Source organism: Pseudomonas sp. No.117, assembly GCF_054558395.1.
In genome coordinates, this window is record NZ_BAAJNP010000004.1 from 378,568 (window position 1) to 402,239 (window position 23,672).

General features: G+C 65.8%; 19 protein-coding genes and 1 tRNA gene. 10 read left to right on the forward strand and 10 right to left on the reverse strand.

The annotated features are described in order from the left end of the window. Positions 1-9: 9 nt before the first annotated feature. The 5 genes from kdpA to ACYJP6_RS11660 are packed head-to-tail and all read left to right on the forward strand — an operon-like array spanning position 10 to position 7,673. Positions 10-1,707, forward strand: coding sequence for a potassium-transporting ATPase subunit KdpA (gene kdpA / locus ACYJP6_RS11640; RefSeq protein WP_459475128.1), 1,698 nt, complete (start codon positions 10-12; stop codon positions 1,705-1,707). A 1-nt stretch (position 1,708) separates the two neighbouring features. Then, a complete protein-coding gene (gene kdpB / locus ACYJP6_RS11645) occupies positions 1,709-3,739 on the forward strand; it encodes a potassium-transporting ATPase subunit KdpB (RefSeq protein WP_459475129.1) in 2,031 nt (676 codons plus the stop codon). A 10-nt stretch (positions 3,740-3,749) separates the two neighbouring features. Beyond that, positions 3,750-4,301: a potassium-transporting ATPase subunit KdpC gene (kdpC, locus tag ACYJP6_RS11650; RefSeq protein ID WP_459475130.1), complete on the forward strand. Its 552-nt coding sequence runs from the start codon at positions 3,750-3,752 to the stop codon at positions 4,299-4,301. Next, positions 4,298-6,931 (forward strand): ATP-binding protein, encoded by a 2,634-nt coding sequence (locus ACYJP6_RS11655; RefSeq protein WP_459475131.1) that lies wholly within the window; start codon positions 4,298-4,300, stop codon positions 6,929-6,931. Before kdpC ends, ACYJP6_RS11655 begins: the two co-directional genes overlap by 4 nt. Positions 6,932-6,983: 52 nt before the next feature. Then, positions 6,984-7,673, forward strand: coding sequence for a response regulator (locus tag ACYJP6_RS11660; protein ID WP_459475132.1), 690 nt, complete (start codon positions 6,984-6,986; stop codon positions 7,671-7,673). Positions 7,674-7,968: 295 nt separating this feature from the next. Here ACYJP6_RS11660 and ACYJP6_RS11665 read toward each other — a convergent pair whose 3' ends face one another. From ACYJP6_RS11665 to ACYJP6_RS11710, 10 genes are all read right to left on the reverse strand, one after another. Continuing rightward, entirely contained in the window at positions 7,969-8,343 is a 375-nt protein-coding gene (locus tag ACYJP6_RS11665; protein ID WP_459475133.1) for a histone-like nucleoid-structuring protein, MvaT/MvaU family, read from the reverse strand. A 319-nt stretch (positions 8,344-8,662) separates the two neighbouring features. Continuing rightward, on the reverse strand, positions 8,663-9,520 hold the full coding sequence (locus tag ACYJP6_RS11670) for a PfkB family carbohydrate kinase (RefSeq protein ID WP_459475134.1): 858 nt from the start codon (positions 9,518-9,520) through the stop codon (positions 8,663-8,665). A 2-nt stretch (positions 9,521-9,522) separates the two neighbouring features. After that, positions 9,523-10,380 (reverse strand): MurR/RpiR family transcriptional regulator, encoded by an 858-nt coding sequence (locus tag ACYJP6_RS11675; RefSeq protein WP_459475135.1) that lies wholly within the window; start codon positions 10,378-10,380, stop codon positions 9,523-9,525. Beyond that, a complete protein-coding gene (locus tag ACYJP6_RS11680) occupies positions 10,380-11,351 on the reverse strand; it encodes an ABC transporter permease (protein ID WP_459475136.1) in 972 nt (323 codons plus the stop codon). Before ACYJP6_RS11680 ends, ACYJP6_RS11675 begins: the two co-directional genes overlap by 1 nt. 35 nt (positions 11,352-11,386) lie before the next feature. After that, complete coding sequence (locus tag ACYJP6_RS11685; protein WP_459475137.1) at positions 11,387-12,886, reverse strand: sugar ABC transporter ATP-binding protein; 1,500 nt, start codon at positions 12,884-12,886, stop codon at positions 11,387-11,389. Positions 12,887-12,903: 17 nt separating this feature from the next. Then, the gene (locus ACYJP6_RS11690; protein WP_459475138.1) at positions 12,904-13,944 is read right to left on the reverse strand and encodes a sugar ABC transporter substrate-binding protein; all 1,041 of its coding nucleotides are present in this window, start codon (positions 13,942-13,944) and stop codon (positions 12,904-12,906) included. 63 nt (positions 13,945-14,007) lie between these two features. Beyond that, positions 14,008-14,988, reverse strand: a complete 981-nt coding sequence (locus tag ACYJP6_RS11695; protein ID WP_459475139.1) for a TIM barrel protein — start codon at positions 14,986-14,988, stop codon at positions 14,008-14,010. Between the two features lie 402 nt (positions 14,989-15,390). Next, entirely contained in the window at positions 15,391-15,966 is a 576-nt protein-coding gene (locus ACYJP6_RS11700; RefSeq protein WP_459475140.1) for a hypothetical protein, read from the reverse strand. A 155-nt stretch (positions 15,967-16,121) separates the two neighbouring features. Beyond that, positions 16,122-16,198, reverse strand: a tRNA-Asp gene (locus ACYJP6_RS11705). Positions 16,199-16,362: 164 nt separating this feature from the next. After that, entirely contained in the window at positions 16,363-17,310 is a 948-nt protein-coding gene (locus ACYJP6_RS11710) for a LysR family transcriptional regulator (RefSeq protein ID WP_459475141.1), read from the reverse strand. 183 nt (positions 17,311-17,493) lie between these two features. On the opposite strand from ACYJP6_RS11710, the gene ACYJP6_RS11715 reads away from it, so the two are divergent. The 5 genes from ACYJP6_RS11715 to aldA are packed head-to-tail and all read left to right on the forward strand — an operon-like array spanning position 17,494 to position 23,613. Beyond that, positions 17,494-18,792 carry an MFS transporter gene (locus ACYJP6_RS11715; protein WP_459475142.1) on the forward strand — a complete coding sequence of 433 codons (1,299 nt, stop codon included), beginning with the start codon at positions 17,494-17,496 and terminating at the stop codon, positions 18,790-18,792. A 12-nt stretch (positions 18,793-18,804) separates the two neighbouring features. Further along, positions 18,805-19,989: an L-rhamnonate dehydratase gene (gene rhmD, locus ACYJP6_RS11720; protein ID WP_459475144.1), complete on the forward strand. Its 1,185-nt coding sequence runs from the start codon at positions 18,805-18,807 to the stop codon at positions 19,987-19,989. A 21-nt stretch (positions 19,990-20,010) separates the two neighbouring features. Further along, on the forward strand, positions 20,011-21,345 hold the full coding sequence (locus tag ACYJP6_RS11725; RefSeq protein WP_042133913.1) for an MFS transporter: 1,335 nt from the start codon (positions 20,011-20,013) through the stop codon (positions 21,343-21,345). 20 nt (positions 21,346-21,365) lie between these two features. Then, complete coding sequence (locus ACYJP6_RS11730) at positions 21,366-22,166, forward strand: aldolase/citrate lyase family protein (protein WP_459475145.1); 801 nt, start codon at positions 21,366-21,368, stop codon at positions 22,164-22,166. Positions 22,167-22,179: 13 nt separating this feature from the next. Beyond that, entirely contained in the window at positions 22,180-23,613 is a 1,434-nt protein-coding gene (gene aldA / locus ACYJP6_RS11735) for an aldehyde dehydrogenase (RefSeq protein ID WP_459475146.1), read from the forward strand. Positions 23,614-23,672 lie beyond the last annotated feature (59 nt).

Consider the following 23,672-nt stretch of genomic DNA (forward strand, 5'->3'; position numbering starts at 1 on the left):
GGAGGCGGCATGGACAGCCAAGCCGCGTTCCTGATCCTGGCCTTCCTGGCCCTGACCTTCCTGCCCGCACCCTTCCTCGGGCGCTTCTACTACCGCGCCCTCGAAGGCGAGCGGACCTGGCTGACCTTCCTCGGTGCACCGCTCGAGCGCCTGACGCTCAAGCTGGTCGGCACCGATGGCCGCGGCCAGGACTGGCGCACCTACGCCATCGCCCTGGTGCTGTTCAACCTGCTGGGCATCGCTCTGCTGTTCGCCATCCTGCTGCTGCAGGGCGAATTGCCGCTGAATCCCCAGCATCTGCCGGGCCTGGAATGGACCCTGGCACTGAACACCGCCATCAGCTTCGTCACCAATACCAACTGGCAGGCCTACAGCGGCGAAGCCTCGCTGAGCTATCTCAGCCAGATGGTCGGCCTGGGCGTGCAGAACTTCGTCAGCGCGGCCGTGGGCGTGGCGGTGCTGGCCGCGCTGGCCCGCGGCATCGCCCGGCGTAGCGCCCGGGAGATCGGCAACTTCTGGGTCGACCTGTTCCGCGCCACCTTTTACGTGCTGCTGCCGCTGTGCGTTCCCCTGGCGCTGTTGCTGATCTGGCAGGGCGTACCCCAGACCTTTGCGGCCTACGTGGATGCCACTACCGTACAGGGCGCCAGCCAGAGTCTGCCGCTCGGCCCGGCCGCCAGCCAGATCGCCATCAAGCAGCTCGGCACCAACGGTGGCGGCTTCTTCGGCGTCAATTCGGCCCACCCCTTCGAGAACCCCACCGCGCTGAGCGACCTGCTGGAGCTGGCCGCCATCCTGCTGATCCCGGCGGCCCTGGTGTTCAGCTACGGCGACTACGTCAAGGACCGGCGGCAGAGCTGGGCGATCTTCGCCGCCATGTTCGGCCTGCTGGTGGTCGGGGCCGTGGTCGCCATTGGCGCCCAGGACCATGCCAACCCGGCGCTCGCCAACCTGGCGATCACCCAGGGCGCTTCGCTGGAGGGCCTGGAAACCCGCTTCGGCGCCGTGGCGTCGGCGCTCTGGGCCACGGTGACCACCGCCGCTTCCAACGGCTCGGTCAATGCCATGCACGACAGCCTGTCGCCCCTTACCGGGTTGGTGGCGCTGTTCAACATGATGCTCGGCGAGGTGATCTTCGGCGGGGTCGGTGCCGGCCTCTACGGCATGTTGCTCAATGTGCTCATCGCCGTCTTCATCGCCGGCCTGATGGTTGGCCGCACCCCCGAATACCTGGGCAAGAAGCTGGAGGCCCCCGAGGTGCGTCTGCTGGTAGCGACCCTGCTGGTGATGCCGCTGGGCGTGCTCGTGCTGGGTGCCATCGCCGCCAGCGTACCAGCCGGCGTGGCCGGCATTGGCGCCAGCGGCCCCCATGGCTTCAGCCAGCTGCTCTATGCCTATACCTCGGCCACCGCCAACAACGGCTCGGCCTTCGGCGGCTTCACCGCCAACACGCCCTTCCACAACCTGATGCTGAGTCTGGCGCTGCTGATTGGCCGCTTCGGCTACATCCTGCCGATCCTGGCCATCGCCGGCAGCCTGGCGGCCAAGCGCGCCGTCCCGGTGGGGCCCAACAGCTTTCCGACCCACGGCCCCCTGTTCGTCACCCTGCTGGTCGTCACCATCCTGCTGGTGGGTGGCCTGACCTTCCTGCCGACGCTCGCCCTGGGGCCGATCGCCGACCATCTGCAACTGTTCGGAGTCCGCTGAAATGGATGCCCAGACCCACACCCTGCCCACCCCTACCGCCGGCACCCTCTGGCGCCAGGCGCTGCGGCAGGCCTTTGTCAAGCTCGACCCGCGCCAGCAGATCCGCTCGCCGGTGATGTTCGTGGTGGAGATCACCGCGCTGTTCTCCACCCTGTTGTGCCTGGCGCCCAACAATGGCGTGAGCACCGGGGTGGCGGTGCAGATCACGCTCTGGCTGTGGTTCACCCTGCTCTTCGCCAACTTCGCCGAAGCACTCGCGGAAGGCCGCGGCAAGGCCCGCGCCGACAGTCTCAAGGGTATTGGCCAGAACCTCGCCGCCCGCCTGGAAGAAAACAGCAGCTACCGTATGGTGCCTGCCAGCTCCCTACGCAAGGGCCAGGTGGTACGGGTGGAAGCCGGCGAACTGATCCCCGGTGACGGCGAGATCATCGAGGGCGTCGCCGCGGTCAACGAGGCGGCCATCACCGGGGAATCCGCCCCGGTGATCCGCGAGTCCGGCGGCGATCGCTCGGCGGTCACCGGCAACACCCGGGTGGTGTCGGACTGGATCCGGGTGCGCATCACCGCCAACCCGGGCGAATCGACCCTGGACCGGATGATCGCCCTGGTGGAAGGCGCCAAGCGCCAGAAGACGCCCAACGAGATCGCCCTGGACATCCTGCTGATCGGCCTGACGCTGATCTTCCTGCTGGTGGTGGTCACGCTGCAGCCCTTCGCCGCCCTGGCCGGCGGCCAATTGCCGCTGCTGTTTCTAGTGGCCCTATTGGTCACATTGATCCCCACCACCATCGGCGGCCTGCTCTCGGCCATCGGCATCGCCGGCATGGACCGCCTGGTACGGCTGAATGTGATCGCCACCTCGGGGCGCGCCGTGGAGGCCGCCGGTGACGTCCATACCCTGCTGCTGGACAAGACCGGCACCATCACCTTCGGCAACCGCCGCTGCAGCGCCCTCTATGCCACCCCCGGCGTCACGCCCAAGGCGCTGGCCGAAGGCGCACTCTACGCCTCGCTGGCCGACGAGACCCCGGAGGGTCGCTCGGTGGTCGAGTACCTGCGCAACCTGCACCCGCTGGAAGAGCCGCCGCGCGCCCAGGTCACGGCCATTCCCTTCAGCGCCGAGACCCGCCTGTCCGGGATCGACTGGCAGGGCCGCGAATTCCGCAAGGGTGCGGTGGACGCCGTACTGGCCTTTCTCGGCCAGACCCGCGCCGACGTGCCGGAGGTACTCGCCCGCGAGATCGAGACCATCGCCAAGAGTGGCGGCACCCCGCTGCTGGTCTGTGGCGAGGGCCAGCTGCTCGGTGCCATCCACCTCAAGGACGTGGTCAAGCCCGGCATCCGCGAGCGCTTCGCCGAGCTGCGCACCCTGGGCATCCGTACCGTCATGGTGACCGGCGACAACCCCCTGACCGCCACCGCCATCGCCGCCGAGGCCGGGGTGGATGACGTCATCGCCGAAGCCACCCCGGAGAAGAAGCTGGAGCGCATCCGCAGCGAGCAGGCCGAGGGCAAGCTGGTGGCCATGTGCGGCGACGGCGCCAACGACGCCCCGGCACTGGCCCAGGCCGATGTCGGCATGGCCATGAACGACGGTACCCAGGCCGCCCGTGAGGCCGCCAACCTGGTGGACCTCGACTCCGATCCCACCAAGCTGCTGGACGTGGTCCAGGTGGGCAAGGAATTGCTGGTGACCCGCGGCGCCCTGACCACTTTCTCGGTGGCCAACGACGTGGCCAAGTACTTCGCCATCCTGCCCGCGCTGTTCGCCGGCATCTATCCGCAGCTCAATGTGCTCAACGTGATGCACCTGACCAGCCCGCAGAGCGCCATCCTCTCGGCCATCGTCTTCAACGCCCTGATCATCGTCGCGCTGATCCCCCTGGCGCTACGCGGGGTGCGGGTGAAGGCCGCCAGCGCCGCCGCCCTGCTGCGCCGCAACCTGCTGATCTACGGCCTGGGCGGCATCGCCGTGCCCTTCATCGGTATCAAAGTCATCGACCTGGTGCTCGGCGCCCTGGGTCTGGTCTGAGGAGACCGCCATGCTCATGCAACTTCGTTCCGCCGCGCTGATGCTCCTGCTGCTCAGCGTCCTCACGGGCGGCGCCTATCCGCTGCTGGTGACGGTGCTCGGCCAGGTGCTGTTCGCCGACCAGGCCGGTGGCAGCCTCATCCAGCGCACTGACGGCAGTGTCGTCGGCTCGCGCCTGATCGCGCAGAAATTCACCGGTGCCGAGTGGTTCCAGCCGCGCCCCTCGGCGGGTGACTATGCCACCGTCTCCAGCAGCGCCAGCAACCTGGCACAAGCGGCACCGGCCCTGCGCGAGCGGATCGAGAAGGCCCTGCCCGACGTCCTGGTGGCCGACCAGGGACCGGTGCCCCAGGAGCTGCTGACCACGTCCGCCAGCGGCCTCGACCCCGATATCACCCCGGCCGGCGCCCGCTACCAGATCGCCCGCATCGCCGCGGCCCGTGGCCTGGCGCCGGAGCGCCTGGAGGCCCTGGTACGCGAGCAGACGCACACCTCGCTCTTCGGCCCGGCAACGGTTAATGTCCTGCTTCTCAATCTGGCCCTGGCGGACCTGAGTAAATGACCGACAGCACCGGGCGCGCCGAAGCGCTGCTCGCCGAACACCGCGAAGGGCGCGGCCGTCTCAAGGTGTTCCTGGGTGCGGCTCCCGGCGTGGGCAAGACCTACGCCATGCTGCAGGCGGCCCAGACCGCGCTGCGCCAAGGCCGCCGGGTGCGGGCCGGGATCGTGGAAACCCATGGGCGGCGGGAAACCGCGGCCCTGCTCGCCGGCCTGCCGCAACAACCGCTGCGGCGGGTCGAGCACCGGGGCCTGAAGCTCACCGAACTGGACCTGGAAGGGCTGCTCGCCGAACCGGCCGACCTGGTACTGGTGGACGAGCTGGCCCACAGCAACGCCCCGGGCAGCCGCCACGCCAAGCGCTGGCAGGACGTCGAGGACCTGCTCGCCGCCGGCATCCACGTCTACACCACGGTCAACGTCCAGCACCTGGAAAGCCTCAACGACGAGGTGCGCGACATCACCGGGGTGCAGGTACGGGAAACGGTGCCGGACCAGGTGCTCCTGGACGCCGACGAACTAGTGCTCATCGACCTGCCGCCGCGGGAACTGCTGGAGCGGCTGCGCGAGGGCAAGGTCTATGTGCCCGAACAGGCACGCGCCGCCATCGATGCCTTTTTCAGCCAGACCAACCTGACCGCCCTGCGCGAGCTGGCCATGCGTACCGCCGCTGCCCAGGTCGACTCCGCCCTGACGCTACGCTATCGCCAGCAGGGCCAGGCCGCGCCGCCGCTGCTGGGGCGGCTCATCGTCGGGGCCGGTACCTCGCCTTCGGCGGAGCGCCTGGTGCGCCAGGCCAGTCGCCTGGCCGAACAACGCCACCTGCCCTGGACCCTGGTGCACGTCGACACCGGCCAACCCCTGGACGATGCCGCACGCAGCCATCTGCAGGCCAGCCAACGCCTGGCCGAGCGACTCGGCGGCGAGGTCCTGACCCTGCGCGACAGCGATCCGGCCCGCGCCCTGGTGCGCCACGCCCGCGATCAGCGAGCCAGCGTGCTGCTGATCGGCCGCGGCCGCCCTCGCGGCTTCAGTCTCCGACGCCGGCTGGCCAGCCGCCTGCTACGCCTGGCCCAGGGCCTGGAGATCGCCATCCTCGACCTGGATCGCGACACCCCGCCCACCGCGCGCTCCCGGCGTCCGCTGCGCCCCGGCCCCTATGGTGCCGCCATCCTGGCGACCGCCCTGGCCGCCACGGTGGCCGAAGGCGTCTCGGGCCTGCTGGAATTGCCCAACATCTCGCTGATCTTTCTCGCCGCCGTGCTACTGGTGGCGGTACGCAGCAGCCGCGGACCGGCGCTGTTCTGCGCCCTGCTCGGCTTTCTCGCCTACGACTTCCTGTTCATTCCGCCCGCCTTCTCGCTGACCATCAATCGCGAGCAGGATGTGCTCACCCTGGCGTTCTTCCTGCTGATGGCGCTGCTCACCGGCGACCTGGCCGCCCGCCAGCGGCGCCAGCTGCAAGCGCTGCGCCTGACCCAGCGCGAGACCCTGGCGCTGCTGGACTTCACCCGGCAACTGAGCGCGGCCAGCGATCGCCAGGCGGTGGTCAGTGTCACCCTCAAGCATCTCGGCGATAGGGACCAGCACATCTGCCTGCTCCTTCCCGACGCCGACGCGCGCCTGGCGACCCAGCCGCCGGATCTGACCCTGGCCGACAACGAGCGCATCGCCGCCGAATGGGCCTGCAAGCAGGAAAAACCGGCTGGCTGCGGTACCGACACCCTGCCCTCCGGCCGCTGGTGGTGGTGGCCGTTGCTGGCCGAAGGCGGCAGTCTCGCGGTCCTGGGCGTACGCCGCGAGGATGCGCGGCCCCTGGACCACAGCGAGCGTCGCCAATTGGCCAGCCTCGGCCAGCCGCTGGCGCAAGCCCTGGCCCGGGTACGCCTCAGCGAGGACCTGGAGGCCGCACGCCTGCATGGGGAAACCGAACAGCTGCGCAGCGCGCTGCTGGCCTCGGTATCCCATGACCTGCGCACGCCCCTAACGGTCATGCGCGGCTCCATCGATGCCCTCGCAACCCTGGGCGACGTCATCCCGGCCGCCGATCGCCAGGACCTGTTGGACGCTACCCGACAGGAGGCCGAGCGTCTCGATCGCTACATCCAGAACCTGCTGGACATGACCCGCCTCGGCCACGGCAGCCTGCAACTGGCCCGCGACTGGGTCGATCCCGGTGACATCCTGGCCAGCGCCCTGCAGCGTCTCCAACCTCTGCTGGCTGGTTTGCAGGTCACCACCCGCGTGGAAGAAGGCTTGCCGTTACTTTGGGTTCACCCTGCCCTGATCGAGCAGGCCCTGGTCAACGTGCTGGAAAACGCCATCCGCTTTTCCGCCCCCGGGGGACGCCTGGAGATCAGCCTGACGCGCCAGGGCGGGGAACTGCAGATCGCCGTCGCCGACGAAGGCCCCGGCATTCCGCTGGAGGATCGCAGCCGGATCTTCGACATGTTCTATACCGCGGCGCGTGGTGATCGCGGTGGCCAGGGTACCGGCCTGGGACTGGCGATCTGCCAGGGCATGGTGGGTGCCCACGGCGGCCGGGTCAGCGTGGACGATGGCCTCGACGGCCGCGGTACCACGATGCGCATGCACCTGCCGCTGCCGACGCCTCCTGCGGACTCGCTCAGGTAATAGGCGTCGCGGTAGACGCTATGATGTTGCCCTTTGCTGTGGAAGCCTGCCGATGTCCGCTCATGTCCTCGTCATCGACGACGAACCCCAGATCCGCAAGTTCCTGCGCATCAGCCTCGCCGCCCAGGGCTATCGGGTGAGCGAGGCCGCCACCGGCACCGATGGCCTGGCCCAGGCCGCTGTCGGCCAGCCGGACATGGTCATCCTCGACCTCGGCCTGCCGGACCGGGATGGCCAGGAGGTGCTGGCCGAGTTGCGCGAGTGGTCGGCGGTGCCGGTGCTGGTGCTCTCGGTCCGGGCGGACGAGCGCGAGAAGGTCCGCGCCCTGGATGCCGGCGCCAATGACTATGTCACCAAGCCCTTCGGCATCCAGGAATTCCTCGCCCGGGTCCGCGCCCTGCTCCGCCAGGCACCAGGCAACGCCACGGCCCAGGTCGCCGCCCTGGAGGTAGGCGAATTGCGGGTGGACTTCGCCTATCGGCGGGTGACCCTGTCAGGTACCGAGATCGCGCTGACGCGCAAGGAATACGCGGTCCTGGCCGCCCTCGCCCAGCACCCCGGACGGGTAGTGACGCAACGACAGTTGCTGATCGATATCTGGGGCCCGACCCATGCCCAGGACACCCACTACCTACGGATCGTGATCGGTCATTTGCGCCAGAAGTTGGCCGATGATCCGGTAACACCTCGCTATATAGTGACCGAACCCGGGGTCGGCTATCGCTTGCGCGCGGATAGCTGATTAGTTCGACGGGGGGTTCTTGGGGGTCGTTGGCAACAAGACAGCGGCTATCCAGAGCGCTTCATGAGTTCGACACTTCGATAAACGCTACCCGGACCACTTTGCGGCACTATCGAGCGATCTGTTTCAAAGGCAAATAATGAAAATAACGCCTGGTGATTGAGGCGAAGCGACGAGTTTTTAGCCATTGCGGCTAGAGGATCTGGCAGGCACCCAAGTGCCTAGGCGGGAGGGTGAGAAAGCTCCGGCCGATAGACGCGCTCGATACTGTCATCGACCGGAACAAGGGCAACTATTACTGCAGCCAACCTTCGACGGTATCGGCGCCGTGTTCGGCTTTCCAAGCCTTCAGCAACTTGTGGTTGCCGCCCTTGGTTTCGATGACCTCGCCGGTCTTGGGGTGCTGGTAGCGTTTGGTGCTGCGCGGACGACGCTTGCCCACGGGCTTTTCCGGATGCGGCGTCTGCGCCTTGTGCTTGGGGGCAGCGTTGGGATCCAGGATGCCAATGATATCACCCAGATTCATCTGGTATTCGTCCATCAGCCCTTGCAGCTTGCTTTCAAATTCGATTTCTTTCTGCAGGGAACTGTCCTGCTTGAGATCTTCGAGCAATTGCAGTTGGGCGCGAAGTTGTTCTTCGGCGGCACGGAATTCGGCGAGACGGGACATGGGCGCTCCTGATGAAAGTGGAATGTACGGTAGCTGAGACTACGACATCCCGTGAAAGTTGGCGCAGACAATAGAGCATCCCGCAAGGAGACGCCAGGGGCAAATAGAAGTGCCCCGTGAATTTATAGGAACGCTATCCAGCCGACCGCCTCCGAAGTCCTCTAATCTGCTTTCGAAGTTGTATGGAATCAAGCCACGGAGCGCTTTGACGAGAGGTCAAGCTTAAGAAACGGCGAGAGGAAGTCAGCTCGAACGACGCGTGGCTAATATCGAGTGCGCGCTCAGCGACTCGAACGAACTCGGAGGCGGAATGAAAAATTCAGGCGACGCGCGATACGTGTTCCGCCGCGGCCTGATTTGCCATCGCCACGGCTTCCAACAGTTCCTCGCCTTCAGCCAGCGCCCGACTCAGCACGCCGACGAAACAATCCCCGGCGCCATGGGTGCTAACCAACTCGACTTCTATCGCGGGCAACACCCCGCTCTGCCCTCTCTCACTGAAAGCCACGCCATGTTCGCCAGCAGTCACCACCACCCGGGGGAAGCTCGCCGAGAGCGCCTCGGCTGCCGCCCGGGCGCCCACCAGATCTTCTACCGGAAGACCGCTCATGTCGCGCGCCTCCACGGCGTTGACCACCAGAACGTCGATACAGGCCGCGAATTCGGGGGGTAGGACACGCGCTGGCGCGGCGTTGAGGCATACCCTCACCCCCTGGGCCCGGGCTGCACGGGCGATCTCGAGATTGAGCGCAGGGGCTACTTCGTTCTGCAGCACCAGCATGGCCACGTCGTCCCAGAAGCCAGGTGCCTGGAACGCCGAGGGAGCAATATGAAGATTGGCATTGGAGACCACCACCGCCCCGTAGTCGCCTTCGGCGTCGGTGATCGCCACGCTCATTCCCGAAGGACTGTCCGCCGTGACCTGGACACCGGACGCATCGACACCGGCCGCGACGAGATGCCTGAGCAGGAAGCGGCCTTGTTCGTCGTCACCCACGGCCCCGATGAATCTGACCCGGGCGCCAGCCTGCGCGGCCGCTATCGCCTGGTTGCCGCCCTTCCCACCAAACTTGTAATCGCAAGCTGTACCCAGGACCGTTTCGCCCTTGCGCGGACGATGGTCGGCATCCAGCATGATGTCGTAGTGCAGACTGCCGGCAACCAGAATGTTTTTCATCGTTAGAGTTCTCGCAGGTCCTGGACCGCACGCTGGGTTTTCATCAGATTCTTCTCCGCCCGCTGCAAATCCTTCTTCGCGATCGCGACGAACAGTGCGTCGAGGATATTGAGCTGGGCGATTCGCGAAGCAGCGTTTTCACCGAGCAGGTGCGATCCCTGGGACGTTGAATTGAGCACCACATGGGCATGGCGCGCGATGGGTGATTCGGCATAGTTGGTGATGGCGATAACCCGCGCGCCGTTACGGGCCGCGAGTACCACCGGATCATTGACTGCGCGGGTAGCCCCGGAATGGCTGATCGCGATGACCACATCGTCGTCGGACAAGACGGCGGCCGACATCAGCATGATGTGCGCATCGTCGTACGCGGTGGATTTGATCCCGATCTTGAGCATCTTGTGGGACAGATCCCGGGCGACCGCAGCGGAACCACCCACCGCATAGAGATCGATATGCCGCGCCTTGAAGATGATATCCGCGGCCCGATTGAACTCCGATATATCCAGGATGGACATCGTTTCTTCGATGGCTTGAATGGACGTCCTGAACACCTTGGCCAGCAATTGCTCCGAGGAATCGCCGGGCTCGATTTCCGCATGCAGTCCGGCCACTTCGGAGGCATTGTAGTAGATCAAACTACTGCGGAAATCCCGGAAACCCGCGAAACTAAGTTTCTTGGTGATCTTGACAATCATGGCTTCGGAGACGCCGTTTTCCTGGGCGATCTCCTTCAGCGAAGTTTGTTCACTGATATCGGAACGGGCGATAACGGCTTCAATGACACGTCGCTCCAGCGGCGTCAACTGCGGCAGACGCATGCGAATTTGTGCGCCGATGGCTCGTGGATCCTGCTTCATTACTTGCCTCGAGTGGCCCGATCTATCAACATCGCCAAGATAATAATAAGGCCTATGGCGAGCAACTGATAAAAGGCCTGGATATTGAGGAGCGTCAGGCCATTGCGCAGGGCACCGAGGATGACCACCCCGACCAGGGTGCCGAAGATGCTGCCCTTGCCTCCCATCAGGGAAGCGCCGCCGATGGCGGCCGCCGCGATCGCATCCAGCTCCCATAGGTTGCCGATGGTAGGCTCCGCCGCGCCGAGACGGCCGATCAGGATCAAGGACGCGAGGGCGGCCAAGCTGCCCGAAATCACGTAGACGACGACCTTGGTCCTTTTCACTGGCACACCTGCCACTCGGGCGGCCTCTTCGTTGCCACCGATGGCCAGGATGTATTCGCCCAACGGGGTCTTGTTCATCACCGTCCACAGCACCAGGGCGATGACCGCGACCACCAGGATGGGTACTGGAATGCCGAGCAGGCTACCGTTGACCAGGCTGCGAAACTCCATGGGAATGCCGAATACCGGGTTGCCGCCGGTATAGATCAGGGCGATGGCGCGAAACAACGAGAGCCCGCCCAGGGTGACGATGAACGGCTGCAATCCCGCATAGGCGATCAGTGTCCCGCTGAAGACGCCGCTCGCTACCCCGACGGCGAGCGTCGCCAGGATCGCCAGGGGCACGGGGACGCCCGCCACCATCAGCGTCGCACCCAGCACGGCCGCGAGGGCGGCGGTAGGACCGACGGAAAGATCGATCCCGCCGGAGATGATCACCAGGGTCATGCCCAGGGCGATCAGCGCACTGATCGACGACTGCTGCAGGATGTTCAATACGTTTGGCAGCGTGAAAAAGACCGGCGAAAGTAGCGAAAACGTTACCACGATGATCAACAAGCCGATCAGCGTGCCGGCATCACGCAAGTTGAATTTCAGGCGTGCGACAGAGCGACCCGCTTGCAGGGAATCCAGGTGCGTCATCATGTTATTTGCCTTTTAGCTGAATAAAGGGAGCGGCGTCAGGCCACTTCCAGATCCTTTATCGCGAAGCGCGCGATATTCTCTTCGGTAATGGCATCACCGGATAATTCTTTGGTGATTCGGCCTTCTCGCATGACCAACACACGATCCGCTATCCGCAAGATCTCGGTCATTTCCGAAGAGACGACGACTATGGCTTTACCGGCCTGCGCCAGGCGTTCGATCAGATTGTAAATTTCCGCCTTGGCGCCGATATCTATTCCTCGCGTTGGCTCGTCGAAGAGAAACACCTTGGTATCCGCAGCCACCCAGCGACCGATGATCACCTTTTGCTGATTGCCACCGCTGAGCGTGCCTATGGTCTTATCGATATCCAGCGGCCGCAGTTTCAGGTCGCTCATGACCTCGAGGGCGACGCGATCGAGCTTTGCTCGCTTGATGATCCCGCCGAAGGTGAACCGCGCCATGGAGGGCAAGGCCAGATTGGTCTTCACGGCACGCGCCTTGACGATGCCTTCCTTCTTGCGATCCTCGGGCACCAGGCCGATGCCGGCCCGGATGGCGGCCCGGACATCGTGATTGCGCACGGGCTGACCATCCACCCAGACTTCACCGCCACTGCGCCTGTCCAGGCCGGCGATGAGCTTGAGCAATTCGGTGCGCCCGGCCCCCACCAGACCGGCGATGCCCAGTACTTCCCCGGCGCGCACGCTGAAAGTGGCCGGCAACACGGCCCGATCACGGCTGACATTGCTCACCTGCAGTCTTTCCCGGTCGGTGACGTAGCTGTTGTGCTCGAGCTTTTCCAGCTCCCGTCCTACCATCTTGGCGACGATGCTTTCCTCGGTCTCGTCGGGGATGTCGACGACGCCGACCTGGCGCCCATCGCGCATGATGGTGGCCCGATCGCAGACCTTGAAGATCTCGTTCATCTTGTGGGACACGTAGATGAGCGATACCCCCATCGCCTTCAATGCCCCGATCAACTCGGCCAGGCGCTCGAACTCTCGCGGTGTGAGACTGGAGGTGGGCTCATCCATGGCGATGATCTTGGCATCGTCCAGCAGGGCACGGGCTATCTCCACGATCTGCTGCTGGGACACCTTGAGGTGCTTGATGGCGGTGTCGGGATCTATGCCTGGATCGAGCTGCTGGAGGATCGCCCGGGCCCTGGTCAGTTGCGCCTGTTTGTCGACCCAGCACCCGTGCGCCTTGGTCAAGGGACGGCCGAGGAACATGTTCTGGGCGACGGAAAGCTCAGGAACAAGCTGCAGTTCCTGATGAATCATCGCGATCCCCACCCGCCTGGCGCTGAGCGGCCCCTTCATCTGTACCGGCTGGCCGTTGACGCTGATTTCACCCGCGTCCGCTTCACGGACACCGGAGAGGATGTTCAGCAGTGTCGATTTACCGGCGCCGTTCTCCCCAATCAGGCCATGCACCTCGCCTGGCTTCACAAGAAAATCGACTTCTTGTAAAGCGGCAGCCGCGCCGTAGGTTTTGCTGATGCCACGCATCATCAAGCGATACTGTTCCATGTCATCCCCGCCCCGAGCTAGTGTGCCGTCAGCAGTTGACGCAACTTGGCGTTGTCCTTGGTAGAAAACGCGTCGACGTTTTCCTTGGTGATCAGGGCCTGGGGTGTCGCGACGACCCGCGAGATCTTCTGGCCCTCGATCAGGCGCAGCATGACGTCCATCGCGACCTCGCCGGTCAGGACCGGAAAGCTGTCCACCGTGCCCGTCAGCTCACCCCGCTTGATGGAGGCGTAGGCGTCGGAGATGCCATCGGTGCCGAATACGGCCACCTGATCCGCCTTGTTCTGCGCCCGCACCGCTTCGACGACGCCCAAGGCCATGGTGTCGTTGTTGGCGTAGAAGCCGACCAGGTCGGGGTGCTGCTGGAGAATCGTGGAGGCTGCGTTGTACGCCTGCTCCCGGCTCCAGTTGGCCGGCACGCTGGCGACGATGGTGAAGGCGTTCTGAGCCGCGATGGTTTCCTTGAAGCCACGCGTGCGCTGTCCCGCGGCATAGACGCCGGGCTGGCCTTCGATCACTGCCAGCTTGCCGCCCTGGGGCCGGTTCTGGATGAACCATCGGGCGACCCGTACGCCGTTGTCCTTCTGGACGTTGCCCACATAGTGAGGCGCATTGGGCATCACCGCGTCGTTCACGTTGACCACGGGTATCTGCTTGCTGGTGGCGGTCTGCAGCGCCGGCTCGAGGTTTATATCGGTCTGGGGCGATACCAGCAGGCCGTTGAACCCTTGGGCAATCATGGTTTCCGCAATCGATAGCTGACCGAGCTGGTCGTCTTCGTTGGCGGCGGCCTGGTACTCCACCGTGACACCATACTTTTGGGCAGCGTTCTTATAGCCCTGGCCAAGCAGTCGCCAGTATTCGTTGGTCAGCGTCTTGGACACCCCGCCGACCTTCAGCTTCTTCTCGGTCTTCGGCAGCGGCCCATAGCGGGTATCGAGCTGGGACCAATCGGTCCGATCCGGCTCGCTATCGGACTTCAGCGGTGTCAGATCGGCGGCCTGGACACTGGAGCAGAGCCAAGCCGACACCACTGCGGAGAGCAACAGTCTTCTCATTTTTCGGGCCTTCTATTGTTATTGTTAAGACTTAGCGGTTTATGAACGGCATACGCCGCGAGATCAGCTGGCCAACAGGAGGTCGTTGACGATCTGCTGCGAGGCGACCGCATCCTGGCGACTGATGGCCTCCGCCAAGGCCGGGTTGTCATTGAGGCGCTCGCTCAGCTTGAGGAGGCGCTTGACCGTCGCGATGTTGGTTTCCGCTTCGCGCACCGGATCGAGGCCGCTGGCATCCGGAAAGGTGTCGAAGTAGTAGGCGCCCCGATAGCCATCCCGCTGCATCTGCCAGAGGAACTCCAGGGTGGCGCGCGGGTTGACCGAACCGACCATCAGGCCGTCGTCACGCTTGCCCCAACCATCGTTGAGATCCAAGCCCAGCAGGCGTGAGCGGCGGGCGACCATGGCCGCGGCGAAGGCCGGGACTTCGTTGGCGAACAGCACATGGGCGAAGTCCAGGGTGATACCCAGGTTGGCACAGCCGGCCTCCTCCACCGCCAGCAGGCAGGTCGTGGCATTGGGGAAGATGCTGAAGGCACGGGGCTCGTTGGGCTTGTATTCGATACTGACGTCGACATCCGGGGCGTATTCCGCGACTTCCCGGACGGCGCTGACCGCATCCTCCCAGATCTTCTTGTAGTCGGCCTGGAAGCAATAATCGAAACCGTCCTGCCCCATCCACAGGGTCATCAGGGAAGCACCGAATTCGCGACCGGCGTCGATACCGCGCTTGGTAAGCTCGATCGCTTCACGCCGGATCCGAGCATCTGGATGAGTGAAGGCGCCGATCTTGAACTGGGGCGCATCCCAACGCATCTGCATGCCATTCACCGCCAGGCCTGCGTCTTCGATTCCGTGTTTCAGGGTGTCGATATCGGTCGTGAGGTGCTGGGGGTAGTTGAGGTCCAGATGAGTCAGACCCTTCGCGGTACCGGCGCGGGCGATCATCTGCATGACCGAAGGCTTGCCCTGCTGCTCCGGCCAGTAGCGATGCGCCCCGGAAGCGAACGAGTTCAGACGTGTAGCAAACTTGAGTTCAGACATGGCCCCATCCTTCGACAATCTCGTAATGTACTTTCCTTCTTCACGATTTTTCGTAAAGCTATAGATAAGGTACACGGATTGGCGTGCCGTGCAAGAGCAAATGCACCGGTTCGCTCGATGGACGGTTGGAAGACGAAGAATGGCGTCACACTTTCAACGGGAAGGCACTGGAAGATGCACCGTCATGGCTCCTTGCCAGGACTCCACGCCGTGGACATTGGGCTTCCGCTGGCGTCATTTCCCCCTGCGCAGGCCGTGGCCGCGCGCAGGGTCGCAGGGCTCTGCGGCCCAGACTCACTGCAGCTGGCCTACCGATGGAACCAGACACGCGGATCAGGCCTTGAGGCTGGACGCCCTAGTCTCAAGTGGACGGGGAAAGGTCGGCTGGTGATCGGCCGCGTTCTAGCTGGCGCATTCCACGTCTGGCGCCGCCTCTGGCAGGGGATGCCAATTGAAGGTTTCTTCGAACAGCCGTCGGTAAGCCGTCGTAATGGCCACCGGGGTGCGCCGGATGTAGTCGCGCGCATGGGCCTGGCGGTCGGGATCGAGCTTGCGCAGGTAATCCAGGGCGTCAGTAGCGGATGGCATGCGTCGGTTGAGGCCGCGGCTGCGCGGCGGCAAGGCGGTCCAGACCACGGCATCCAGGCCTTTGGCCGCCGCCCACTGGCCGATGCTGGTCTGAAAGGCCGATTGCGGCCCGCTCGGCCAGCTGCCAATGCATTCCGGCTGTTCCCTGGGTACCCCTTCACGCTCATGCAGGGCGTCGCGGGCCTCTTCGAGACTAGCGACATCGAGGCAGACCCACAGCACCTGCACCTCGGCGACATCCGCACAGAGCACCGTGGCCAGTTCGCCGCTGTCGCCTTCCCGGGCGAATTCGACGGGCAACCAGGGGCCATCGGTGAACCAGCATGAAGCGACCGGCAACTCTGCTGCCTTCCAGATCAACGAACCCCAACCCAGACAGGCAATCTTCATGGCCGCTCCCGCGCATCGACGATAGGCGTTGGAGGCCAACGAAGCGTCGGGGTTTCGCCCCGGCAAGATGGCGCGACAGAAAGACAAGACGAAAAAAAGCGGCCACGAGGGCCGCTTCTTTAGGTACCCGCGAGGCAGAGCTCGCGAGAGATAGATGGCGCAGCGGACGGGACTCGAACCCGCGACCCCCGGCGTGACAGGCCGGTATTCTAACCGACTGAACTACCGCTGCGCATGGAAGCCTTGCGGCATCCGGCTGGCTTAAGCAGCGAACCTGTTCAGCGGGGTTCTCTGCACCAGCGGCCGCTAAGATACTGATTTATCAGGGAAGAAACAACAGGCTTAGGAAAATATTTCTGCACTCGGCGGCGCTACCCACGGATGCCCCGGTAGGACTCAGTCAACACCCCTGCCCGCCTGCCGCCTGAGCAGCTCGAGAAAGCCTTGAAGCGCTGTGCCCGGCACCTGCCCCGCCCGCAGCAGGATGCCGAAGGGTTTCAGGGGTTCGGTGATCTCGAGGTCGAGCGGCACCATGAGACCGGTGCGCAGATGATCGCGCACCACGGCCTCGGTCAGCACCAGGATGGCGTCGGTGATCTGCACCAGTTGCAGCATGGCGAACACCGAGCCGCACTCGATGATGTCCGCTGGGGGCGGGAGTTGGCGGCGGGCGAAGGCGGCCTCCAGGGCGACCCGCGCCGGACTCGCCTCGGGTTGCAGGATCCAGGGCCATTCCTCGACCAGCTCGGCCAGATCCGGTACGGCGCGCCCGGCCAGCGGATGTCCGGTGCGCACCACCACCGCCAGGTGCTCATTACCCAACGGCTCGAAGGTGAAGCGGCCGAGATCGGCCGGGCTGGTGAAGCGAGCGATGGCGACATCGATCCGCTCCTGCTCCAGCAACTCGGTGAGCTGGTCGCTGGTATCGCCCAGGATGCGCAGCTGCAAGCCCGGTTGGCGGGCCTTGCTCTCGGCGATGGCCCGCACCACCAGATCGGGCAAGGCGCCCATGATGGCGCCCACCGCCAGATGGCCGTAGCCACCGGAGCGCCGCGCATCGAGGTCCTCGGCGCAGCGATCCAGGCCGCTCAGGGCGCGGCGGGCGAAGTCCACTACCTGGTCGCCCAAGGCCGTGGGACGTAAGCCCCGCGACTGCCGCTCGAACAACGCGCAGCCAAAGGCTTCCTCGACCTCCTGCAGCATCCGGGTGGTAGCCGGCTGGGACATGTGCAGGGCTTCCGCGGCGCGGCGCAGGTTACGAGTACCGGCCAGGGTCACCAGCATCAACAGGTGCTTGTAGCGCAGGCGATTGAACAGAGCGCGGGTATGCGGGGAGGCGTTCATCGGTAGCGTCCTGGTGCGTGATCGACGACGCGTGCGCGTCCTGAGCGTGGCAGGCCCTGGTCAGGCCCTCGCCTCGTACCGATACCCTAAGGGTATCGGCCCTAAACAAAAAGCGATTATCCAGGCATTGCAACTGCGACTACCTTGACCCGTGGCCGAATCACAACAACAAGAGAGATCGCCATGCACACCACCCTGTCTCCAGGGCTGGTCGCCAAGGTCACCCGGCGCCTGCTGCCCTTCCTGCTGCTGATGTACGTCATGGCCTTTCTCGACCGGGCCAACGTGGGTTTCGCCAAGGTCGCCTTCCAGGCTGACACCGGCATCTCCGACGCGGCCTTCGCCTTTGGCGCCGGGGTCTTCTTCGTCGGCTACGCTTTTCTCGAGATTCCCAGCAACCTGATCATGCACCGCGTCGGCGCCCGGCTGTGGATGTGCCGGATCATGGTCAGCTGGGGCCTGATCTCCGCCGCCATGATGTTCGCCCACACGGCGACGGCCTTCTATGTGCTGCGTTTTCTGCTCGGGGTGGCCGAAGCCGGCTTCTTCCCGGGCGTCATCCTCTACCTCACCTACTGGTTCCCCTCGCGCTACCGCGCCCGGGCACTGGGCTTCTTCTACTTCGGCGCCCCCCTGGCCTTCATCTTCGGCAGTCCGCTGTCGGGCCTGCTGCTGGAATTCGACGGCCTCGGCGATCTGCACGGCTGGCAGTGGATGTTCCTGGTCGAAGGGGTGCTGGCCAGCCTGGTAGGCATCTGGGCCTGGTTCTACCTGGACAACCGGCCGCGTGATGCCCGCTGGCTGAGCGATGCGGAAAAGCAGGCGCTGCAACAGGCGCTGGATGCCGAGGACGCCGCCAAGCCGCACCATGGCGGCCTGCTGCGCCTGCTCGGACAGCCGCGCATCCTGCTGCTGTGCAGCATCTACCTGCTGATCCAGGCCAGCGTCTATGGCGTGGTCTTCTATCTGCCGACCCAGGTGGCCGGGCTGCTCGGGCAGAAGGTCGGGCTGCTGGTCGGCCTGGTCTCGGCGATTCCCTGGATCTGCGCCCTGCTCGCCGCCTGGCTGATCCCCAGCTGGTCGGATCGCACCGGCGAACGCCGGCGCACCGCCGCCGCCACCCTGGCCATCTCCGGCCTGGGCATCGCCGCCTCGGTGACTTTCTCGCCGCTCTATGCGCTGATCGCCCTGTGCTTCGCCGCCGCCGGCTTCATCGCCGTGCAGCCGCTGTTCTGGACCTTTCCGTCCGACCAGTTGCGCGGTAGCGCCGCCGCGGGCGGCATCGCCCTGATCAATACCTGCGGCGCCATCGGCGGCTTCATCGCGCCCCTGGCCAAGCGCTGGGCCGAGGTGACCTTCGCCCACCCCGGCGCCGGCCTCTATCTCCTCGCCGGCACCACCCTGGTCGCCGCCGCCCTGATCCTCGGCCTGCGCCGCCGCGACCAGGCCGATCCCCAACCTCAGCTCACGCCCAGTCATTAAGGGAGCCTCGCCATGACCCTACCCACCATCAAGCAGGTCCGCGCCTACACCCTTCGCGGCGGCGGCGCCGACTACCACGACCAGGGCGACGGCCACTGGATCGACGACCACATCGCCACGCCCATGGCCAAGTACCCGGAATACCGCCAGAGCCGGCGCAGCTTCGGCATCAATGTGCTGGGCACCCTGGTGGTGGAAGTCGAGGCCAGCGACGGCACCGTGGGCTTCGCCGTCACCACCGGCGGCGAGCTGGGCGCTTTCATCGTCGAGCGGCACCTGGCGCGCTTCCTGGAGGGTGCCAAGGTCACCGACCTGGAAAAGATCTGGGACCAGATGTACCTCTCCACCCTCTACTACGGGCGCAAGGGCATCGTGCTCAACACCATCTCCGGGGTGGATCTCGCGCTCTGGGACCTGCTCGGCAAGCTGCGCCAGGAGCCGGTGCACCAGTTGCTCGGCGGCGCGGTACGTGACGAACTGCAGTTCTATGCCACCGGCGCCCGGCCGGACCTGGCCAAGGAGATGGGCTTCATCGGCGGCAAGCTGCCGCTGCAGCATGGCCCGGCCGAGGGCGAGGAAGGCCTGCGCAAGAACCTGGAGGCCCTGGCGACCATACGCGAGCGGGTCGGCGACGACTTCTGGCTAATGCTCGACTGCTGGATGAGCCTCGATCTCAACTACGCCACCCGCCTGGCCCAGGGCGCCCAGCAATTCGGCCTGAAGTGGATCGAGGAGGCGCTGCCGCCGGACGACTACTGGGGCTATGCCGAACTCAAACGCAACGTGCCGAAGGGCATGCTGGTGACCACCGGCGAACACGAGGCCACCCGCTGGGGTTTCCGCCTGCTGCTGGAGATGGGTTGCTGCGACATCCTCCAGCCCGACGTCGGCTGGTGCGGCGGCCTCACCGAGCTGATCCGCATCTCGGCCCTGGCCGATGCCCACAACGCCCTGGTGGTGCCCCACGGCTCCTCGGTCTACAGCTACCACTTCGTCATCACCCGCACCAACAGTCCCTTCGCCGAGTTCCTGATGATGGCGCCCAAGGCCGACGAGGTGGTGCCCATGTTCCATCCGCAGTTGCTCGACGAACCCGTCCCGGTGCGCGGCCGCATGCGCGCCTCGGCGCTGGATCGGCCCGGCTTCGGCGTGCGCCTCAATCCGGAGTGCGCCCTGGAACGTCCCTATCGCCACTGAGGCCTTGCCCAGGAGGGCTGGATGAAAGCGACCCAAGACACCCTGGCGACGCCCCTGCCGGATGCGCGCCCCGCGGCGACGCCGCTGCCACCCAAGAGCGCCCGGCTCAAGCGGGTCCAGGTGATCGCCCTGGCGCTATTGGTGCTGGCCGGCTTCGTCAACTACCTGGACCGCAGCACCCTGGCCATCGCCAACCAGACCATCAGCGGCGAACTGGGCTTCACGCCGACCGAGATGGGCCTGCTGCTGTCGGCCTTCGCCTGGGCCTATGCCTTCGCCCAGCTGCCCATCGGCGGCCTGCTGGATCGCTTCGGCGCGCGCCTGACCCTCGGCCTGGGCATCTGCCTCTGGTCCATCGCCCAGGGCGTGCTCGGGCTGCTCAGCAGCCTGCACCTGATGATCCTCGCCCGCGTCGGCCTGGGCATCGGCGAGGCGCCGCAATTCCCGGCCGGCGCCAAGGTGGTCAGCGAGTGGTTCAACGTGCGCGAGCGCGGCCTGCCCTCCGGCATCTTCAACCTCTCCTCCTCCCTGGGACCGGCGATCTCCCAGCCGATCCTCACCGCCCTGCTGCTGTGGCTGGGCTGGCGGCAGATGTTCATCGCCATGGGCGTGCTGGGCGTCCTGGTGGCGGCGCTCTGGTACCTGAGCTATCGCGATCGGGTCCAGGTGGCGCTGGACGCCGCCGAGCGGGCGCACCTGGACGCCGGGCTGCCCCCCCAGGACGCCGGCCAGCGACTGACCTTCGCCGACTGGCTGGGGCTGTTCCGCCGCCGCCTGACCTGGGGCGTGGTGATCGGCTACGTGGGCATCATCTACATGCTGTCGCTGTTCCTGACCTGGCTGCCGGCCTACCTGGAGCGGGTCCACCACCTGTCCCTGTCCCAGGCCGGCTGGGTCGCCAGTCTGCCGTTCCTGGCCGGCGCCTGTGGCGTGATCGGCGGCGGCCTGCTGGTGGATCGCCTGACCCGTAGCGGGCGCAGCCTGGCCTTCAGCCGCAAGCTGCCGATCTGCGGCGGTCTGGCCGCAGCCGGGCTGTTCGCCCTGTGCAGCGCCGGGGTGACCGGCATCGGCAGCGTCATCCTCTGTTTCAGCCTGGCGCTGTTCAGCCTCAACGTGGCGGTGGCCGGCACCTGGTCGCTGGTCAGCGTCGCCGTGCCCTCGCACCAGGTCGCCTCGCTGGCCAGCATCCAGAATTTCGGCGGCTACTTCGGCGGCGCCTTCGCCCCGGTCATCACCGGCATGATCGTCCAGCAGACCGGCTCCTTCGGCCTCGCCCTCGGCATCGCCGCCGCGGTCGCGGTGGCCGGCGCCCTGAGCTACGGCCTGCTGGTGCGCCTGCCCGACACCCCTTCCTGATTTTCCTGGAGACCACCGTCATGGACCTGCCACGCAATCCCTTCAAGGCCCGCCTCACGGGCAGCGATACCCTCTATGGCCTCTGGGCCGGCTTCGCCACCGGCTATGCCGCCGAGATCGCCGCCAGCACCGGCTACGACTGGCTGCTGATCGATGGCGAGCACGCCCCCAACACGGTGCCCAGCATCCTCGCCCAGTTGCAGGCGGTGGCGCCCTACCCCACGGCGCCGGTGGTGCGCTGCGTGACCGGCGATGCGGTGCTGATCAAGCAGCTGCTCGACATTGGCGTGCAGACGCTGATGGTGCCCATGGTGGAGACCGCCGGCCAGGCCCGCGCCCTGGTGCGGGCCATGCGCTATCCCCCTCATGGCATCCGCGGCGTCGGCGGCGGCCTGGCCCGCGCCACCCGCTGGGACGCGGTGCCCGACTACCTGCACAACGCCCATCGCGAGCTGTGCCTGATCGTCCAGGTGGAATCGCGATTGGGTAGCGACAATGTCGCCGAAATCGCCGCGGTGGAAGGGGTGGACGCCGTCTTCGTCGGTCCGGCCGATCTCTCCAGCGGCCTGGGCCATGCCGGCAATCCGGGCCACCCCGAGGTGCAGGCGCGCATCCGCGCCGCCATCGACGCCACCCGCGCCGCCGGCAAGGTGGCCGGGATCCTGGCGCCCCAGGAAGACGATGCCCGGCGTTATCGCGACTGGGGTTGCCAGTTCGTCGCCGTCGGCATCGACATCAGCCTGTTCCGCCAGGCGGCACTGACCAACCTGGCCCGCTATCGCCCGCTGGATGCGCCCCAAGCACCCTCTCGCACCTACTGACCCGGAGTCCGCCATGGCCGATCTGCCCCTTTACCAGAACTATATCGATGGCCGTTTCCTGCCGGCCGCCGAGGACTTTCTCGTCCACAACCCGGCCACCGGCGAGGCCCTTGCCCGGGTACCGGCCTCCAGCCACGAGGACGTCGACCAGGCCATCGCCGCCGCGCGCCGCGCGCAAAAGGCCTGGGCCCGCAAACCGGCAATCGAGCGGGCCGGCTATCTCAGACGCATCGCCACCAAGCTGCGCGAGCAGGCGCCGCGACTGGCCCAAACGATTGTCGCCGAACAGGGCAAGATCCGTGGCCTGGCCGAGGTGGAGGTCAATTTCACCGCCGACTACCTCGACTACATGGCCGAGTGGGCGCGGCGCATCGAAGGCGAGATCATCACCAGCGACCGACCCGACGAGCAGATCTTTCTGCTGCGCAAGCCACTGGGCGTGGTGGCCGGCATCCTGCCCTGGAACTTCCCGTTCTTTCTGATCGCCCGCAAGCTGGCGCCGGCGTTGCTCACCGGCAACACCATCGTGATCAAGCCCAGCGAAGAAACCCCGATCAATGCCCATGAATTCGCCCGGCTGGTGGCCGAGACCGATCTGCCGCCTGGCGTCTTCAATCTGGTCAGCGGCGCCGGCGCGGTGGGCGGTCAGCTCAGCGCCCATGCCGGCATCGACATGGTCAGCTTTACCGGCAGCGTCGCCACCGGCTCGCGGATCATGGCCGCTGCCGCACCCAATTTGACCAAGCTCAACCTGGAACTGGGCGGCAAGGCGCCGGCCATCGTCCTGGCCGATGCCGACCTGGACCTGGCGGTCCGGGCGATCCGCGACTCGCGCATCATCAACACTGGGCAGGTGTGCAACTGCGCCGAACGGGTCTATGTGGAGCGCGCGGTGGCCGAGGACTTCATCGAGCGCATCGGCCGGGCCATGGCCGCCACCCGCTATGGCGACCCCCAGGCCGACACCGGCGTGGAGATGGGACCGCTGATCAACGCCGCCGGCCTGGACAAGGTGGCGGCCAAGGTCGACGTCGCCCTCGGCCAGGACGCCCGGCTGGTCACCGGTGGCCGTCGTGCCGACCTGGGTCGCGGCTTTCACTTCCAGCCCACGGTGCTGGCCGACTGTCGCGCGGACATGCCGATCATGCGCGAAGAGATCTTTGGCCCGGTGCTGCCGATCCAGGTGGTGGACGATCTCGACGAAGCCATCGCCCTGGCCAACGACTGCGAATACGGCCTCACCTCCTCCGTCTATACCCGCAGCCTGGGCAAGGCCATGCACGCCATGCGCGAGATCGACTTCGGCGAGACCTACATCAACCGGGAGAACTTCGAGGCCATGCAGGGCTACCATGCCGGGGTGCGCAAGTCCGGCATCGGCGGCGCCGACGGCAAGCACGGCCTCTATGAGTACACCCACACCCAGGTGGTCTATCTGCAGGGTTGAGAGTCTCTGCCTGGTCCTGCACCAGGCCGCCTCGCTCGAATGTTCTCGGGCGAAAGCGG

Bases quoted from the DNA above. Each gene is read 5' to 3' on its own strand.
- kdpA (WP_459475128.1), top strand. From the start codon at position 10: ATGGACAGCCAAGCCGCGTTCCTGATCCTGGCCTTCCTGGCCCTGACC.
- kdpB (WP_459475129.1), top strand. From the start codon at position 1,709: ATGGATGCCCAGACCCACACCCTGCCCACCCCTACCGCCGGCACCCTC.
- kdpC (WP_459475130.1), top strand. From the start codon at position 3,750: ATGCTCATGCAACTTCGTTCCGCCGCGCTGATGCTCCTGCTGCTCAGC.
- ACYJP6_RS11655 (WP_459475131.1), top strand. From the start codon at position 4,298: ATGACCGACAGCACCGGGCGCGCCGAAGCGCTGCTCGCCGAACACCGC.
- ACYJP6_RS11660 (WP_459475132.1), top strand. From the start codon at position 6,984: ATGTCCGCTCATGTCCTCGTCATCGACGACGAACCCCAGATCCGCAAG.
- ACYJP6_RS11665 (WP_459475133.1), bottom strand. From the start codon at position 8,343: ATGTCCCGTCTCGCCGAATTCCGTGCCGCCGAAGAACAACTTCGCGCC.
- ACYJP6_RS11670 (WP_459475134.1), bottom strand. From the start codon at position 9,520: ATGAAAAACATTCTGGTTGCCGGCAGTCTGCACTACGACATCATGCTG.
- ACYJP6_RS11675 (WP_459475135.1), bottom strand. From the start codon at position 10,380: ATGAAGCAGGATCCACGAGCCATCGGCGCACAAATTCGCATGCGTCTG.
- ACYJP6_RS11680 (WP_459475136.1), bottom strand. From the start codon at position 11,351: ATGATGACGCACCTGGATTCCCTGCAAGCGGGTCGCTCTGTCGCACGC.
- ACYJP6_RS11685 (WP_459475137.1), bottom strand. From the start codon at position 12,886: ATGGAACAGTATCGCTTGATGATGCGTGGCATCAGCAAAACCTACGGC.
- ACYJP6_RS11690 (WP_459475138.1), bottom strand. From the start codon at position 13,944: ATGAGAAGACTGTTGCTCTCCGCAGTGGTGTCGGCTTGGCTCTGCTCC.
- ACYJP6_RS11695 (WP_459475139.1), bottom strand. From the start codon at position 14,988: ATGTCTGAACTCAAGTTTGCTACACGTCTGAACTCGTTCGCTTCCGGG.
- ACYJP6_RS11700 (WP_459475140.1), bottom strand. From the start codon at position 15,966: ATGAAGATTGCCTGTCTGGGTTGGGGTTCGTTGATCTGGAAGGCAGCA.
- ACYJP6_RS11710 (WP_459475141.1), bottom strand. From the start codon at position 17,310: ATGAACGCCTCCCCGCATACCCGCGCTCTGTTCAATCGCCTGCGCTAC.
- ACYJP6_RS11715 (WP_459475142.1), top strand. From the start codon at position 17,494: ATGCACACCACCCTGTCTCCAGGGCTGGTCGCCAAGGTCACCCGGCGC.
- rhmD (WP_459475144.1), top strand. From the start codon at position 18,805: ATGACCCTACCCACCATCAAGCAGGTCCGCGCCTACACCCTTCGCGGC.
- ACYJP6_RS11725 (WP_042133913.1), top strand. From the start codon at position 20,011: ATGAAAGCGACCCAAGACACCCTGGCGACGCCCCTGCCGGATGCGCGC.
- ACYJP6_RS11730 (WP_459475145.1), top strand. From the start codon at position 21,366: ATGGACCTGCCACGCAATCCCTTCAAGGCCCGCCTCACGGGCAGCGAT.
- aldA (WP_459475146.1), top strand. From the start codon at position 22,180: ATGGCCGATCTGCCCCTTTACCAGAACTATATCGATGGCCGTTTCCTG.